General features: G+C 34.1%; 12 protein-coding genes. 4 read left to right on the top strand and 8 right to left on the bottom strand.

Features of this window, described 5'->3' with window-relative positions:
* Positions 1–60 precede the first annotated feature (60 nt).
* Positions 61–3471, bottom strand: a complete 3411-nt coding sequence (locus IMCC3317_RS20870; protein WP_160131409.1) for a beta strand repeat-containing protein — start codon at positions 3469–3471, stop codon at positions 61–63.
* Positions 3472–3694: 223 nt separating this feature from the next.
* Here IMCC3317_RS20870 and IMCC3317_RS20865 point away from each other — a divergent pair, with 223 nt between their 5' ends.
* Entirely contained in the window at positions 3695–6748 is a 3054-nt protein-coding gene (locus IMCC3317_RS20865; RefSeq protein ID WP_160131408.1) for a glycosyltransferase family 117 protein, read from the top strand.
* A 222-nt stretch (positions 6749–6970) separates the two neighbouring features.
* Here IMCC3317_RS20865 and IMCC3317_RS20860 read toward each other — a convergent pair whose 3' ends face one another.
* Both IMCC3317_RS20860 and IMCC3317_RS20855 read right to left on the bottom strand, forming a co-directional pair.
* Positions 6971–7540 carry an aspartyl/asparaginyl beta-hydroxylase domain-containing protein gene (locus IMCC3317_RS20860; protein WP_160131407.1) on the bottom strand — a complete coding sequence of 190 codons (570 nt, stop codon included), beginning with the start codon at positions 7538–7540 and terminating at the stop codon, positions 6971–6973.
* 33 nt (positions 7541–7573) lie between these two features.
* Positions 7574–7987, bottom strand: a complete 414-nt coding sequence (locus tag IMCC3317_RS20855; protein ID WP_160131406.1) for a VOC family protein — start codon at positions 7985–7987, stop codon at positions 7574–7576.
* 188 nt (positions 7988–8175) lie between these two features.
* Here IMCC3317_RS20855 and IMCC3317_RS20850 point away from each other — a divergent pair, with 188 nt between their 5' ends.
* Together IMCC3317_RS20850 and IMCC3317_RS20845 are read left to right on the top strand one after the other, a co-directional pair.
* Positions 8176–10116, top strand: coding sequence for a sensor histidine kinase (locus IMCC3317_RS20850; RefSeq protein WP_160131405.1), 1941 nt, complete (start codon positions 8176–8178; stop codon positions 10114–10116).
* Positions 10077–10370, top strand: a complete 294-nt coding sequence (locus tag IMCC3317_RS20845; protein ID WP_160131972.1) for a response regulator — start codon at positions 10077–10079, stop codon at positions 10368–10370. Before IMCC3317_RS20850 ends, IMCC3317_RS20845 begins: the two co-directional genes overlap by 40 nt.
* Here IMCC3317_RS20845 and IMCC3317_RS20840 read toward each other — a convergent pair.
* From IMCC3317_RS20840 to hutI, 5 genes are all read right to left on the bottom strand, one after another.
* Complete coding sequence (locus IMCC3317_RS20840) at positions 10363–10920, bottom strand: TVP38/TMEM64 family protein (RefSeq protein ID WP_160131404.1); 558 nt, start codon at positions 10918–10920, stop codon at positions 10363–10365. The genes IMCC3317_RS20845 and IMCC3317_RS20840 overlap by 8 nt on opposite strands.
* Positions 10921–11095: 175 nt before the next feature.
* Positions 11096–11560, bottom strand: a complete 465-nt coding sequence (locus tag IMCC3317_RS20835) for a GNAT family N-acetyltransferase (protein WP_160131403.1) — start codon at positions 11558–11560, stop codon at positions 11096–11098.
* Positions 11561–11563: 3 nt separating this feature from the next.
* Complete coding sequence (locus tag IMCC3317_RS20830; protein ID WP_160131402.1) at positions 11564–12580, bottom strand: formimidoylglutamase; 1017 nt, start codon at positions 12578–12580, stop codon at positions 11564–11566.
* Between the two features lie 164 nt (positions 12581–12744).
* Positions 12745–13305, bottom strand: a complete 561-nt coding sequence (locus IMCC3317_RS20825; RefSeq protein WP_160131401.1) for a hypothetical protein — start codon at positions 13303–13305, stop codon at positions 12745–12747.
* A 127-nt stretch (positions 13306–13432) separates the two neighbouring features.
* Entirely contained in the window at positions 13433–14668 is a 1236-nt protein-coding gene (gene hutI, locus IMCC3317_RS20820; RefSeq protein WP_160131400.1) for an imidazolonepropionase, read from the bottom strand.
* A gap of 79 nt (positions 14669–14747) precedes the next feature.
* Here hutI and IMCC3317_RS20815 point away from each other — a divergent pair, with 79 nt between their 5' ends.
* A complete protein-coding gene (locus tag IMCC3317_RS20815) occupies positions 14748–15440 on the top strand; it encodes an aspartate/glutamate racemase family protein (protein WP_160131399.1) in 693 nt (230 codons plus the stop codon).
* Positions 15441–15467: the final 27 nt, after the last annotated feature.

Below are 15467 nucleotides of genomic sequence, written 5' to 3'. Positions count from 1 at the left end.
AAGCTTCGCAGACTGCGAAGCTTTTTTGCTTTAATTTAAGAATTGAACCCTTATTTGGTTTTATTCGATAATCATTTTCTTAGTAGCTACTTTTTTACCACCAACATATAATGTGTAGTAGTACATACCAGAAGATAATGAACGTGTGTTTATGTCTAATTCACTTTCTCCTCTGTTAGTAATATCAACAGTTGAAATCACTTGTCCAGCAGTATTTACAAATACAATCGCTGCGTTTCCACTAGTATCTTGTGGAATAAAGTAACGAATTGATGAAGTATCATTGAAAGGGTTTGGAATGTTTTGGTATAAAATAGCGCCGCTTCTTGATGCTGGTGCTCCACCTGGCAATGATAATGTTCCATCACATGCACATGCTTCAATAGTTGTAACTCTTGCTAGTAAATCATCTATTTGTGCTTGTTGTGATGTATTTTCAGCTTCTAATGCACTTAAAACTGGTGATAAATCTACGTTTACAGAAGTTCCACCTTCAATAGCTACCGTTAGTGTGTTTCCTGATAATGTTGCAGATGTTAAGTTTTGATCATCCGTTCCTGTTCCATCTGAAAAAGAAGACAAATCAACTCCAGTTCCACCAGTAATATTTAAGGTAGTTCCTGATAATGATAAATCTTGATTGTCAGTTCCTGTTCCATCTGCTAATGAAGATAAATCAGCTGATGTTCCTCCAGAAATACTTAAGGTTGTTCCTGATAATGATAAGTTTTGATTATCCGTATTGTCTAAATATCCTGATAAGTCTATTGTAGTTGCTCCACCTGAAATACTTAACACATTTGCAGCAACCGATAATTCTTGGCTATCTGTTCCTGTTCCATCTTGTAATGAAGATAAATCAACTCCAGTTCCGCCTGCAATGTTTAAGGTTGTTCCTGTTAATGATAAATTTTGATTATCTGTATTGTCTAAATATCCTGATAAGTCTATTGTAGTTGCTCCGCCAGAAATACTTAATGTGTTAGCAGCTACTGATAATTCTTGGTTATCTGTTCCTGTTCCATCTTGTAATGAAGATAAGTCGGCTCCAGTTCCACCTGCAATGTTTAGCGTTGTTCCTGTTAATGATAAATTTTGATTGTCTGTATTGTCTAAATATCCTGATAAATCAACTGTTCCAGCACTTCCTGTGATACTTAACACATCCGCAGCAACTGAAATTGCTTGACTGTCAGTTCCTGTTCCATCTTGCAATGAAGATAAATCAGCTCCTGTTCCACCTGCAATATTTAGCGTTGTTCCTGTTAATGATAAATTTTGATTGTCTGTATTGTCTAAATATCCTGATAAATCAACCGTTCCAGCACTTCCTGTGATACTTAACACATCTGCAGCAACTGAAATTGCTTGTGTATCTGTATTATCTAAGTATCCTGATAAATCTATGGTAGTTGCTCCACCCGAAATACTTAAGGTGTTGGCAGCAATAGATAATTCTTGGTTGTCAGTTCCTGTTCCATCTTGCAATGAAGATAAATCAGCTCCAGTTCCGCCAGAAATACTTAAAGTTGTTCCTGATAATGATAAATTTTGACTGTCTGTGTTTGTATATCCTGATAAATCAACCGTTCCAGCGTCGCCTGAAATACTTAAAACATCTCCAGTTAAAGAAATTGCCTGTCCATCTGTATTATCCAAATACCCTGATAAGTCAACAGTTCCAGCATCTCCAGTAATACTTAACACATTTGCAGCAACTGAAATTGCTTGTTCGTCTGTATTGTCTAAATATCCTGATAAATCAACAGTTCCAGCATCTCCAGTAATACTCAAAACATCTGCGGCAACTGAAATTGCTTGTGCATCTGTATTGTCTAAATAACCTGATAAATCAACAGTTCCTGCGTCTCCAGTAATGCTTAAAACATCTGCGGCAACTGAAATTGCTTGTGCATCTGTATCCATCATGCCTTTCCATTGCGTTCCGTCCCAATAGTACGTGTTATCTAATTCTGAATCATATACAATCATTCCTTCATCAACAACAGCTAAAGTCGTTCCAAAAGCAGTGCGTTCTGCGGTAAGCATACGGTTTAGTTGTAAACCTTTGGTTGCTCCTGTTAAGTCTAAAGAAGATTTTGCATTTGGTGTATTAGTTCCGATACCAACACTTAATGGATTTGTTGCACCACCAAGAACCATTGTATTATTATTTACCGCAGTTGCAGCATTACCAATTGCAACTGAATTTGTTCCTTGTACGTTTGCGGCATACCCAATAGCAATGTTGTTTGTGGGTAATAATGCTCCTGGATCAGTTGAAGATGCAGTGTATCCAATTACAATTGCTCCATCATTTTGTGCTACCGTAGTAGAACCAATAGCAACTGCTTGCTGATTGTCAACATCTACCAAACGACCAATACCAACTACGTCATTTTCTTCAATATCGACTCTATCTCCAATACCAACTGAATAATCAGCTAAGGCTGACATGTTTCCTAAATAACCCATCATAATAGAGTTTTGACCTCTTACATCATGATCATGTCCTAAAGAAACTGAAAATTGTCCATCAGCAAAAGCTCTGTTACCAACTCCAATAACGTTGTTATTACTTGCATTGATATCATATCCCATAAAAATAGCATTAGATCTGTTGTTGTTATCAAAATCTGCAAGCGATCCTATACCAACATTATATTGTCCTTCTCTGTTTGTAAAACCAGTAGAGAAACCTAAATATGTATTGTGGTTTGCGTTTGTTGTATTATTTGTACGGTTGTTATCCCAACCTGCTTGTGCTCCAACAAATGTATTATAATCTGCATATTCTGTAGCAACACCTGCAGCGGCTCCAATCATAGTATTGTAAATACCATCTCCAATATCAATTGCAGCAGAATCTCCAACTCCTGTGTTGTGGTGACCATCATCTACATCACTCATTGCTTCACTACCAATAGCAGTGTTTCTATATCCTACGTCAGATGAAATACCTACTTCGTTTCCGACAAAAGTTTGTTTGTAACCAGTAGTATTACTAAAACCAGCATCTTCTCCAATGAATGTGTTTTCATAACCAGTGGTGTTATTTGCTCCAGATTCTTCTCCAACGAACGTGTTGTCATAACCAGTAGTGTTCATTTCTCCAGACTCTGCACCAATGAATGTGTTATCTCCACCAGTTGTATTTAAACGACCAGCTTCATAACCAACATATGTGTTATCAAAACCTGAAGTGTTTGAATATCCAGCTAAGTAACCGATTGCTATCAACTCACTTTGAGTTGTCATACTACGACCAGCGGAATATCCTAGAAGAACCATTCTTGAACCTGAGGTTACAAAGCTACCTGTACTATCTCCATACATGGTATTAAAATCTCCGGTAGTAATGTTTACACCAGAACCGGTTCCCATGACTTCATTTAGCGTTTGTGCTTGCAAGCTTGTCACTCCTAAAAGGCTTAATACAAACACAATTACGAGGGGTAATTGTTTTTTCATAATAGAATTATTGTTGATTAGTTTTAATTTTGCAGTTATATCAAATATAAGAAATATTAATTTAACATAATTTTCAAATATAATTAACTAATAGTAAACACACATACGGGAATACACCTGTTTTTAGAAATGTAAGTGCTGTAAGTTGCGTTATTATTATGTAATTGGTGCTTTTTAGATTGAATAATTCTTTTATATTGCATGAAAAATGAACCCAACCGTAATGCCAAAAGCTAAAAAAATTAGTAGTTGGATGCTCTTTGCATTCGTGTTTTTAATGTATTCGATTTCTGCTTCAAAAACAATTACTTTTTGGGATAGTCCTGAGTTCATCGCAAGTAATCACACGCTTCAAGCATCTCATCCGCCTGGCGCACCTTTTTATACAATTTTGTGTAAAGTCATACTTTCTTTTTTCTCAGCATCAAAAGCAGCTTGGATTACAAACTTAATCTCTAGTTTTTTTGGAGCAGTAACCATTACTTTACTATTTAGAATCACTACAAATATAGCCGATCGTGTGCTTTCGGTAAGCAAAAGTAATCATGCAACTACAATTGCGTTACTTGCTGGAATTGTTTCAGCATTGACACTCGCTTTTTCAGATAGTTTTTGGACAGCTTCCACAGAAGCAGAAGTATATACATTGTCATTTGCGCTCATGACAGCAATGATTCATGTGATGTTACTTTGGGAACATACTTCTGACCGAAAAAGAGAAATTATTTTGTTATTACTATTCGCATTGCTCCTTGGATTTTCAACAGGAACACACTTGATTAATATTGCGATTGTGATTCCGATGTCAATTTTAATCGCACATAAAAAATTCGGTTTAACCGTTAAAAGTTTCTTCATAGCAATTCTACTTGGTTGTATCAGTTTTTTTGTCATTTATGGTTTCGTAGTTCAAGGAATTATCAAACTAGCAAACAACTTGGATATTTGGCTAGTAAACAGTTTCAAAACTTCTCTAAACACAGGAATTAGTGTGTTGCTAATTAGCATTTTTATCATCTTCAGCGTATTGCTTGTCTATTCGCGAAAGCGTGAAAAAATAATACTTCATCACACTATTTTAGGCTTTATTTTCTTTTTAATTGGAATGAGCTCGTTTCTCATGCCAATGCAACGATCTGAAATACATACATTGGTTACCGAAAGCATGCGAAACAGCAATAAAATGCTCCAATATGTGCGTGCAGAACAGTTTGGTATTGGCGAAATTCCGTTATTAAAAGGACCAGTTTACAGTGCGCCGTTAGATAAAGATGTTGGTTTTGTTGATGGAAAACCTGTTTTTACATACGATATTGATACAAAAAAATATGTAACTGTTGATGACGGAAAATTTAAAGAAGTAAATTATGCTGCTGAGTTTACCACGTTTTTCCCAAGAATGTTTGACAAAGGCGATAGCAATAAATACAACGCTTGGACAACAATTACTGGCGAAGCAATCAACTATCCTGTAAAGGGCGAAATGACGAAAATAATGAAGCCAACATTTGCAGAAAATCTTGGTTTTTTCTGGAATTATCAAGTGATGTGGATGAATGCGCGGTATCTTTTTTGGAATTTTATTGGACGCCAAAACGATCATCAAGGTGTTGGTTTTATCAAAGATGGAAATTGGATTAGTGGAATTAATGCACTAGATAAAAGCAGAATTGGAGATAAATCAGTAATTCCTGAACGTTACAAAAACCACAAAGGAAATGATGCGTTTTACTTTTTACCATTCATTTTAGGACTTTTAGGAATCTTCGCTTTGCGAAAACATAAAGCGTATTTTTGGACAACTATTCTCCTATTTCTAACGTTTGGTTTAGGAATTACCATTTATGTAAATCCTGTTCCGTCAAGTATTTTAATTCGGGAGCGCGATTATATTTTTATCGGTTCATTTGTTATATTTTCACTTTGGGTTGGACTTTCCGTAATTGCACTTTTTCAATTCACAAAATTCATCGCGAATCAAAAAATACGTGTTGCCATTATTGGTATTATTGCTTTTTTAGCTTCGCCTGCACAACTTTTTTCCAAAGGCTGGGACAATCACCAACGAAGTCATGACAACTTTGCGTATAACTTCGGAAAAGCATATTTAGACGCATGTCCGCAACAAGCCGTTTTGATTACAAATGGCGATAATATGACGTTTCCTATTTGGTATTTGCAACAAGTGGAAGGTTATCGGACAGATGTTCGTGTGATTAATTTTGATCAACTAAACATTGAAACTCACATTGATAATTTACAACGGAAAATGTACGATTCCAAGCCGTTAAAAATCACCTTAAAAAGAGACGTTTATATTAGTGGAATTGAAAAATTATTTCCTTTGCAGGAAGAAATAAAAAAAGCCGCAAACCTTCCTGTATTATTTAATTTTTTAAATGATAAAACAACACGTATTCAATGGAATGGACGTTTGCGACACTATATTCCATCAACTTCGTTTTCAATTCCGATTGATACTTTAACGATTCAGAAAACACCCAATCCGACAACGTTAAACGGTTCGTATACGCCAACAATTACGTGGAATTATCCGAAAGATTTTTATGGTTTAAATGAAATCGTTTTGATGAATTTACTAACCAACAACATTCAAAATCGTCCAATTTGCTTTGCAATTAATGGCAAAAGAGGACATACTATTGGATTAGATTCTTATTTAATTCAACATGGAATGGTAAACATTTTAGCACCAATTCAGCGAAAAAACTCAAAACTAAATCCAAAAATTGTAGACACAAAAATGATGTATCCGTACATCATGAATCAATTGCAGTTTGAAGGTTTCCGTGATGAAAATGAATTTCTCAGATATGAAAACAAATCGTACGCACAGAATATTTTGAGACAGAATTATTACTTTCTCGCGCAAGCATTATTAGAAGAAGGAAACGTTGAAAAATCGATGGAAGTATTGGACAATTGCACTTCGTTATTTCCTAATAGAACTGTTCCGTACAAACAATTTGCATTTGCTATTGGAAAACTGTATATAAGAGCTGGAAATGTTGAAAAAGGAACCGAGATTTGCAAAACTGCGATGCAAAATATTTGGGGCGAATTGCAGTGGATGACTTCTTTTGATCCGCCAAATGCTGTGATAAACTTACGACATGCATTCCGATTGAAAAATATGTATGCACAAATGATGTCGCAATTTCCAAGTGGAATTGAAAATGCGCCAATCAGTCAAGAAACATTTCAGAATTTTGAGGCAGATTTTCTAAAATGGCAACAGCGGAATTGGCCGTACTAAGTTAGATCGCTAACGCTATTAGACCGCTGCGCTGTTAGATATTAGAGCGCTACGCTTTTAGATTAGCTTGTTTATCTGTTTGTTTATTCGATTATTCGATGTTTGCAATAAACTTCCTTAACTAACGATAAACTTTTTTTCACTTTTCACTTTCAACTTTTCACTTTTCACTTTTCACTTTCAACTTTCAACTTTCAACTTTTAACTTTTAACTTTTCACTTTTAGGGGTTTGGGTTTAAGCTAACGGGAAATTTTATATCACCTTTCACAAAAACATCCGTTAACCAATCATTAACTATACAATCTAAAATTAAGTGCATTCGTGGTTCATCACTGTTATTTCTCACTTCATGTTCCAAATGAAAATTGCAATACCAGCATTCGCCTTCTTTCATTTTTATAGCTTCGTTATTGACTAAAATTTCAACTTTATCATTGGTGTATACTGGAATGTGTAGCCTAATTTTTCCAAACTCAAAACCGTAACCTGAATCTCTATGTTTTTGAATTTTAGCGCCAGCATCTAAAGTGTGAATTCTAAATGTTTCTACGCGACACTTAAACATGTTGAATACAGAAAGTAGATACGGACACTTTTTTAAATCATCCGTAGGATAAAAAATAGGAAATCCATAAGCATCATTGATAGGTTCTATAAAATGTTTTAACCATAAGGTTTCTAGCGTTACAGAAGAATTATAAATATCTCTATAATCTGATTTTGAGAATTGGCTGATTTCTTTTTTTATAATTTCAGGATCAAATTCAAAAGGTAACTTTAGTGCATTCATGGTGTTAAGATACTTTAAAGTTTTGGCATTTTACTATTTCGAAAAAATCGCATTCTCATCCGAAAATGCTTTAAATTCCAATGGATTTCCACTAAAATCAAATACAAACATGGTGCGTTGTTCGCCAGTTTGTCCAGCGTAACGCGTTTGTGGTTTTACGATGAATTCAATTTTGTTAGCCTCAAAAGTTTGCTGTAAAGTTTCAAACTGAGCAATCGTTAATACGCAACCAAAATGCGGAATCGGAACGTTGACGCCATCTACTTTTCCACAATAATCAAGTTTTGGAAAATTTTCGCTTACATGTCCCGATAATTGATGTCCGTAAAAGTTGAAATCAATCCAGTTTTCAGTGGATCTACCTTCTTCACAACCTAAAATTTCAATGTTAAATGTACGTGTCGATTCAATGTCTTTTATTTTAAATGCGTAGTGGAAAATGTTCATAATGCAACGTGTAAATTTTATGTAAATAGCTTATTTCTAAATATTTGTGTTATAGAGATTCAAATGTAAATCAATTTCAAATTAAATCAATTTTTGCATAAACAGAAATTACTCGTAAGAATTCTGAAAAAAATCCTCTCTATATCTTTTTTTTTGTACTTTCATAGAGTCTTAAAAACCCTAACTATTTGAAACATATTCTATCAATTATAGGATGTCTTTTTTTTATCTTTCCAGTTTGGAGTCAAAAAACTTCCAACGAGAAAATAAAAGATAGCATTAAGAAATACGCTCTTATTTCAGAGAGAAGCTATAAGAAATATCAATATAAAGAAACTATTGAAGCTGCGAATAAAGGAATTATGTATTCGCGAAAAATTAATGATTTGTATAGCTTATCAGTCCTATGCGGAGACTTAGGTTTAGCTTATCAAGGAATTTCTGAGTTTGCTAAATCTAAAAGAAACTATCTAAAAGCACTAGAGTACGCAAAACTGGAAAAAAATGATGCATTGCAATCTGTCGTTTATAATAACTTAGGAAATCTCTATTCTGATAGTTATAAAAAGATAGATTCTGCACTTTCTTACTATGAAGAATCTCTAAAATTAGCTATAAAACTAAAAGATACTTTTGAAATTCTGACACCAATTCTCAATATTGGTTGGACATATATTGATGAAAAAAAATACGATACCGCATATCCGTATTTGATAGATTCTGAAAAAATGATATATACCAAACATGGTGATGAAGAAGGAAAAGTACAAGTCAATTATTTGCTAGGACGCTATACTATGGCAAAAGAGAAATATGAGTTGGCGGATACTTATTTTAAAAAGGCAATCAATTTTTCAGAAGATGCGGAAGTTTTAGATGTATTGACAGAAATATATAAACATTATGCCGATTTGGCTGAGAAACAAGGCAAATCTGAAGTTGCTTACAATAGATTGCTAATCCATTTAAAATACAAAGATTCTTTATACAATGAAACAAAAATAAGAGAAAATCAAGCGGCTATAGCTCGATTTTCTGTAGATGATTTCAGAGAAGATTTGAAACGTAGCGAAGTAGAAAAACGTGATCAAGAAATTATCATAAATAAAACAAAACAAATTTCCTATGTATTAATGATAGCAGGTTTTATTCTAGTTTTACTCTTAATTAATATGTTTAAGAATCATAAATTTAGAAACAAAGCATTGGCAAAACTTCGTTTGAAAAATACCGAATTGCGGGAAGCGAAAGAAGAAGCCGAACAACAAGCAAATTTAAAATCACAGTTTTTTTCTACGGTAAGTCATGAATTACGAACGCCATTATACGGCGTTGTTGGCTTAACTTCATTGTTGACAGAAGATTTTCCAAATTTAAAAGAAAATGAAAACTTCAAATCATTAAAATTCTCTAGTAACTACTTATTGTCATTGATAAACAACGTGTTACAAGTTAATAAAATAGAATCCGAAGGTGTAAAATTACAACGACTTCCATTCAATCTCAAGAGTTTGGTGAATGAATTAGTGAACTCGTTTAGTTTTGCGATGAATCAAAATAAAAATAAAGTACATCAAGAAATTGATCCGAAAATCCCAGAAATAGTCATGGGCGATTCTGTACGTTTGTCACAAATATTGATGAATCTTATTGGAAATGCAATTAAGTTTACAGAAGGTGGAAATATTTGGATTCAACTAAAATCTGTAAAACAAGAAAATAAACAACACACCATACAATTCAGTATTAAAGATGATGGAATTGGTATTTCGAAAGACAAACAAGAAGTTGTATTTGATAAGTTTGTTCAATTGCGTCCGATTGAAAAAAATTATCAAGGAACAGGTTTAGGACTTTCCATTGTAAAACGATTATTATTATTATTTGATAGTGATATCAAGCTGCAAAGCGAAGAAAATAAAGGAAGTGAGTTTGTATTTGCAATTACGTTTGAAGAAAGCAAAGAGTTATTTGTAAAAGATGTGCCTTTGTCTACAAACGCAATTGATACTATGAATAAGAAAATCTTAATTGTGGATGATAATAAAATTAATCGTGTGGTAACGAAACGTATTTTAGAAACAAAAAAATACCAATTGATGTTGCTGAAGATGGTTTTACAGCTTTAGAACTTGTAAAAACGAACGAATACGATTTAATTTTAATGGATATTAATATGCCGAGAATTGACGGAATTGAAACGACAAAACGCATCCGATTGATGAATAAAAAGACTCCAATTATTGCGTTGACTGCTGTGGAAGAAGATCAAATAAAAGATAAAATTCACGAAGCAGGAATGAACGATTTCATCATCAAACCGTATGATTTAGCTGAATTTCATCAAATAGTTCTGAAAAATTTATATAAGAATATTATATAAAATACGCACTTCCGTAGACATAAACACTACACAAAATCAATTCGCCAATAAAAAGACTCACTGCAAATATAATTGGATTAATCTTCATTGCGCCAGCCGTATAGCAAATTAAATCTGTGGGAACAAAAGGAAAAAATGCCCAAAACATAATGAATAATGGCCCGTATTTTCCAGAAAGTTTCTCCTTCACAAGATTCGTTGTTTTTGTATTCTTATCGAAAATTTTCGCGAAGCCTAATTTATCTGAAAAATAATACACAATCATTGAAGAAATTACAATTCCGATGACAGAAAGTAGCAAAACTGAAAATAAATCATCTGGAAAAAGGAAAACGCCTGCAAAGATAAGTGCTGTACTTGGAAGCATTACAAAACCACGAATAAGGTGACAAAAAAAGAAAATTGCCAAGCCGTAATTTCCAAACGCTTGAATATTTATAGCAATATTTTCTTTGGAAAATGTTTCAGGAAAGATGAAATTATACGCGATAAAACCCACAATAATCACAATCCAAAAATATCTAAAAAACGTGCTGTAACTTTCTTTCATTAATATTAAATTCAATACAAATACAAGACTATAAAACTACACAATTGTTACGAAACAGAAATTGTTTTATTTCTTTAATTGAAAGATTAAAGTATTCAATGATTAAAAGAATGATTTTAGTCCTAACATATCTGTCACATTGAGCGCAGTCGAAATGCTAACAATCTAAACAAGTCTAAAATTCTAAAACCATCTTAATATCTCCACGTGCATACGGATTATTTTCTTCTATCGGAATTTCTATAAAACCATACTTTCTGTAGATATAAATTGCATTTTCAAGTTTCCTATTTGAGTAAAGTAGTAACTTTTCAAATTGATTTTCTTTTGAAAAATCTAGACAATATTGAAGTAATTGTTGTCCAATCTTTTTTCCTCTGAATGTTGGTAAAACTGCCATTTTGCTCAATTCAAAAATGTTTTCTTCCACTTTAATGAGCGCGACAGTTCCAACGATTTTATCAGCTAACTTTGCGAAAAAAATATGTCCGCCGTTGTCAATAATGTATTTTTTTGCTTGACTCAATACTTCTTCGTCATGCGTTTCCACATAAAAAAAAGTTTCCAGCCATTCAATATTTAAGTCATAAAAATCGGTGGCATATTGTTCGTCAAAAGGAATAATTTCAATAGAATTCATAAATCACTTCCGCATAAAATCTGTAATTAAATAACTTAATAATTTCCCAATTCGGTATAGTTCATTTGCGTCATCAGGATTTGGTGCAGCTTCGCACAAATGTAAATACGTAGCATTTTTCTGTTTCCCGAAGAAAGAAGCAAATGTTCGCGCTTTGTTGGCACTAAAACCACTTGGCGTCATCGCGCTACTTGGTACATTTTCAATAGAATCACAATCAATCTCCACACCAAAAGGGCGATCATTTATAAAGTCCAATGTTCTATTTAATTGAAACTCAAATCCTTGTTCTTGGCGAATTTTTATACTTTCAAATGTATTATATTGAATGCGTTCTGGTTGATTATGAATCGTTTTAAAAATCTTTTTGGACGTATAATTTTCATGCAATCCGAACATAAAATACTTATCTAAAAAAGACTGTTTGAACGCGTAACTAAAACCGTTTCCGCTATGTCTACCTTCCAAACTTCTGAAATCGGTATGTGCGTCAAAATTCACCACATTAATCGCTTTACTTTTACCTAATGAAGTTCCTTTAATATTTCCGTATGCGTTGTTATGTCCGCCACCAATAATGATCGGTATTTTTCCTGCGCTTACAATTTGAAACATTAAATAACTGACTTCTTCGTCAATTTTCGCAACTAGAGTTGAAAGTTTCTTGTAATAATCGGCAGCTTTTGGATTAAAGGTTTCTGCTGTTTCAAGCAATTCAGAAAAGTCTAAATGACCTAAGATTAATACTCTTTTTCCTTTATTAAACGCGTTATCTTGTGTATTCAACAAAGCACTCAATCCGGCTTTCCAAGCAGTTGTTGCGCCAGCTTTCCCACGATTTGCCAATATGCCAATATCTTCAGGAATTCCGAACAATACATATTTGACTTTACTTTTTGTGAGTTGTGCCACCAAATTCTCTTGAGAAAAAAGTGTTTTTACTTTTTCGCCGAATTTCGTTTCACCTTCTCGTTTGGAAATTAACGCGTCGAGCGTTGCGTTTGTGTACAAATGTAGCATAAATTATGAGGTCCGTTGCTTGTTGCTAAAATACACTTTTATATGATTTGATGTAAAATTGTATACCGAAAAGATTTAAACTTCTACTTTAGTTTATCTTGAGTGAGCGTCTAAAGGCTCAATTTTCATAAGTCTAACAAAGTCCAACAATCTAAGAAGTCTAATCAATCTGAAATAGCAGCAATACATTCCTCCCGAATCTTCCAAATGGCATCAAAAGAGAAAGAAATCTTTTCATCAAGAATCCATTTTTTGATGAAATTTTGATGCCAATTCACTTTGTAATTCGCAATTTGATGTGGCAAAATTTGTTCTTCGGTTAGTAAACTGTCTTCGAAAGAAGTATTGTTTTCAGTAGTTCGGGTAATATCTAATAGGTTTCCGTTGATTTTAAGATACGTATGCGCTTCTGGAATGTAATCTAAATTGTAGTTGTTCAAAACGTTTCCAACGCCTTTGGTATTGGTTTCGTTCATTTGGTAGATTCCAATGTATAATTCCACCGCATTTTGGTTATTTTCAATAGCAAGTTGCTTCAAGAATGCATGTTTTGTAGAACAGGTTCCTTTGTTTTCGGAGATAATCAAACTGTAATTACTACGATCTGAAGTTCTTCCGTACGGCAATTGATTTATGTATGCAATCGCGCTTTTGAAATTCGTGATTTGCTTGTTTTGCAACAACTTGGAAAGTGGCGAATTCAGCGAAAGCGGGAAGTTTAGCATTGTTTTTTTAGTTGTGGGTTTATCCTTAGAAAACGATTGGATTCCTGCCTACGCAGGAATGACAAAATCTAAAAGCGCAGCGTGTCCAACATTCTAAGAGCGTAGCGATACCAAAAGCAAAGCGTGTCTAAATAACTTTTCCATTAATCAAAACTTGCTCAATATTGTTATTTCCAAACGCATATGGCAATACATTGTACGATTCAATTTCTTTGGTAATAATCAAATTTGCGGCTTTTCCAACCGTAATACTTCCGTGTGTTTCTGAAAGTCCCATTGCGTACGCGCCGTTTATTGTTGCGGCATTTATGGCTTCTTCAGGTGTCATTTTCATTTTGATACACGCTGTACTTACCACAAAATTCATGTTTCCAGAAGGCGTAGAACCTGGATTGTAATCGGTTGCCAACGCAACTGGCAAACCTGCGTCCATGAGTTTCCTCGCTGGAGTATACGGAATGCTCAAAAAGTACGAACATGAAGGCAATGCAACCGGCATAGTTTCGCTATTTTGCAACGCCGAAATATCGTCATCGTTGAGTTCTTCCAAATGATCTACAGAAAGTGCATTGTATTTTACGCCAAGTGCAACGCCGCCAAATGCATTGAATTGATTGACATGTATTTTTGGAATTAAGTTGTATTGTTGCGCTGCTTTTAGCAATCGCTCGGTATCTTCTAAGGTGAAATATCCTTTTTCACAAAAGATATCTACATATTCTGCTAAGTTTTGTTCGGCAACTTTTGGCAACATTTCATTGATGACCAAATCCATATAACCATCTTGGTTTCCTTTGTAATTTGCTGGAATTGCGTGCGCGCCTAAAAATGTCGTTTTGATCGGGAAATTATAGGTTTCCTTTAAACGTTTGGCAACACGCAACATTTTGAGTTCGGCTTCTGTCGTGAGTCCGTAACCAGATTTTATTTCGATGGCGCCAGTTCCTAATTGTATCACTTCTTCTAAACGTTTTGCCGATTGTGCAAATAATTCATCTTCGGAAGTTTCTTGTAGTTTTTTAGCTGAATTCAAGATTCCGCCACCACGATTTGCGATTTCTTCATAGCTCAATCCATTAATTCTGTCTACAAATTCTTGCGCTCTGTTTCCCGCGTAGACCAAGTGTGTGTGACTGTCGCACCAAGTTGGCAATACGACTTTGTTGGTACAGTCGATTATTTTATCTGCGGAAGCGATTTCGATATCAACCATTAAACCAACACTAGAAATTACATCATCTATAATATAAAGATAGGCGTTTTCCAATACTGGAAGTTTTTTCATGTCAGCTCCTGAAACTTTAGAAATGGACGTTTCACGAACTTGTAATAATTCTTTGATGTTGATGAGTAATGTTGTCATAGCTTGAAAAAAATAGTTACGTACAAAAGTAGAATCAAAGCGAATAAAACCCTAATTTTATGCGTATAAATTCTAAGACATGCAAACTATTGGACTTATTGGCGGTATTACGCCTCAATCTACGATATTATATTATCAAGTTTTAAACAGCTTGGCAACTTTACATCAAGGCGAACCACATTCAGCAAAATGTATTATTAATTCGGTTGATTTTGGAGAGATTAAAAAATTACAGCACGAAGGTCGTTGGGATTTGTTGGACAAACTTATGTCAGATGCTGGGCAAAGTTTAGAAAAAGCTGGCGCAACATGTATTTTGATTTGTGCAAATACCATGCATTTAACTATTGATGCAGTTCGCGCAAAAGTTTCCATTCCTGTGATTCATATTGCAGAAGCGACTGCGGAGAAGATTCAAGAGAAACGACTAAAAACCGTCGCTTTATTGGGAACAAAATACACGATGGAGAAAGATTTTTTTAAGGATATTTTGACTTCGTTTGGAATTAAAACGTTGATTCCGAATGCGGAAGATCGGGAAGAAATTAATCGTGTTATTTATGAAGAATTACCATATGGAATTTTAAAACCGAGTTCAAAAAAAGCTTATATAGAGATTATTGAACGTTTGCAAAAAGAAGGCGCAGAAGGTGTTATTTTGGGTTGTACCGAAATTCCTTTGTTGATAGAACAGGAAGACGTTTCAATTCCTGTGTTTGATACGACAACGATTCACGCCACAAAAGCGATGGATTTTGCTTTGAAATATTAAAATGAACGCTTATTGCTAATTTTCAAC

Origin of the sequence: Kordia antarctica (genome assembly GCF_009901525.1) — a bacterium.
Classification (GTDB): Bacteria; Bacteroidota; Bacteroidia; order Flavobacteriales; family Flavobacteriaceae; genus Kordia; species Kordia antarctica.
Note: the sequence above shows the minus strand (reverse complement) of the source record. Positions and strands in the feature narration are given on the sequence as shown.

Coding starts and splice junctions, on each gene's coding strand:
- hutI (WP_160131400.1), bottom strand. CDS start 14,668: ATGACAACATTACTCATCAACATCAAAGAATTATTACAAGTTCGTGAA.
- IMCC3317_RS20860 (WP_160131407.1), bottom strand. CDS start 7,540: ATGAATGCACTAAAGTTACCTTTTGAATTTGATCCTGAAATTATAAAA.
- IMCC3317_RS20815 (WP_160131399.1), top strand. CDS start 14,748: ATGCAAACTATTGGACTTATTGGCGGTATTACGCCTCAATCTACGATA.
- IMCC3317_RS20855 (WP_160131406.1), bottom strand. CDS start 7,987: ATGAACATTTTCCACTACGCATTTAAAATAAAAGACATTGAATCGACA.
- IMCC3317_RS20825 (WP_160131401.1), bottom strand. CDS start 13,305: ATGCTAAACTTCCCGCTTTCGCTGAATTCGCCACTTTCCAAGTTGTTG.
- IMCC3317_RS20865 (WP_160131408.1), top strand. CDS start 3,695: ATGCCAAAAGCTAAAAAAATTAGTAGTTGGATGCTCTTTGCATTCGTG.
- IMCC3317_RS20830 (WP_160131402.1), bottom strand. CDS start 12,580: ATGCTACATTTGTACACAAACGCAACGCTCGACGCGTTAATTTCCAAA.
- IMCC3317_RS20835 (WP_160131403.1), bottom strand. CDS start 11,560: ATGAATTCTATTGAAATTATTCCTTTTGACGAACAATATGCCACCGAT.
- IMCC3317_RS20840 (WP_160131404.1), bottom strand. CDS start 10,920: ATGAAAGAAAGTTACAGCACGTTTTTTAGATATTTTTGGATTGTGATT.
- IMCC3317_RS20870 (WP_160131409.1), bottom strand. CDS start 3,471: ATGAAAAAACAATTACCCCTCGTAATTGTGTTTGTATTAAGCCTTTTA.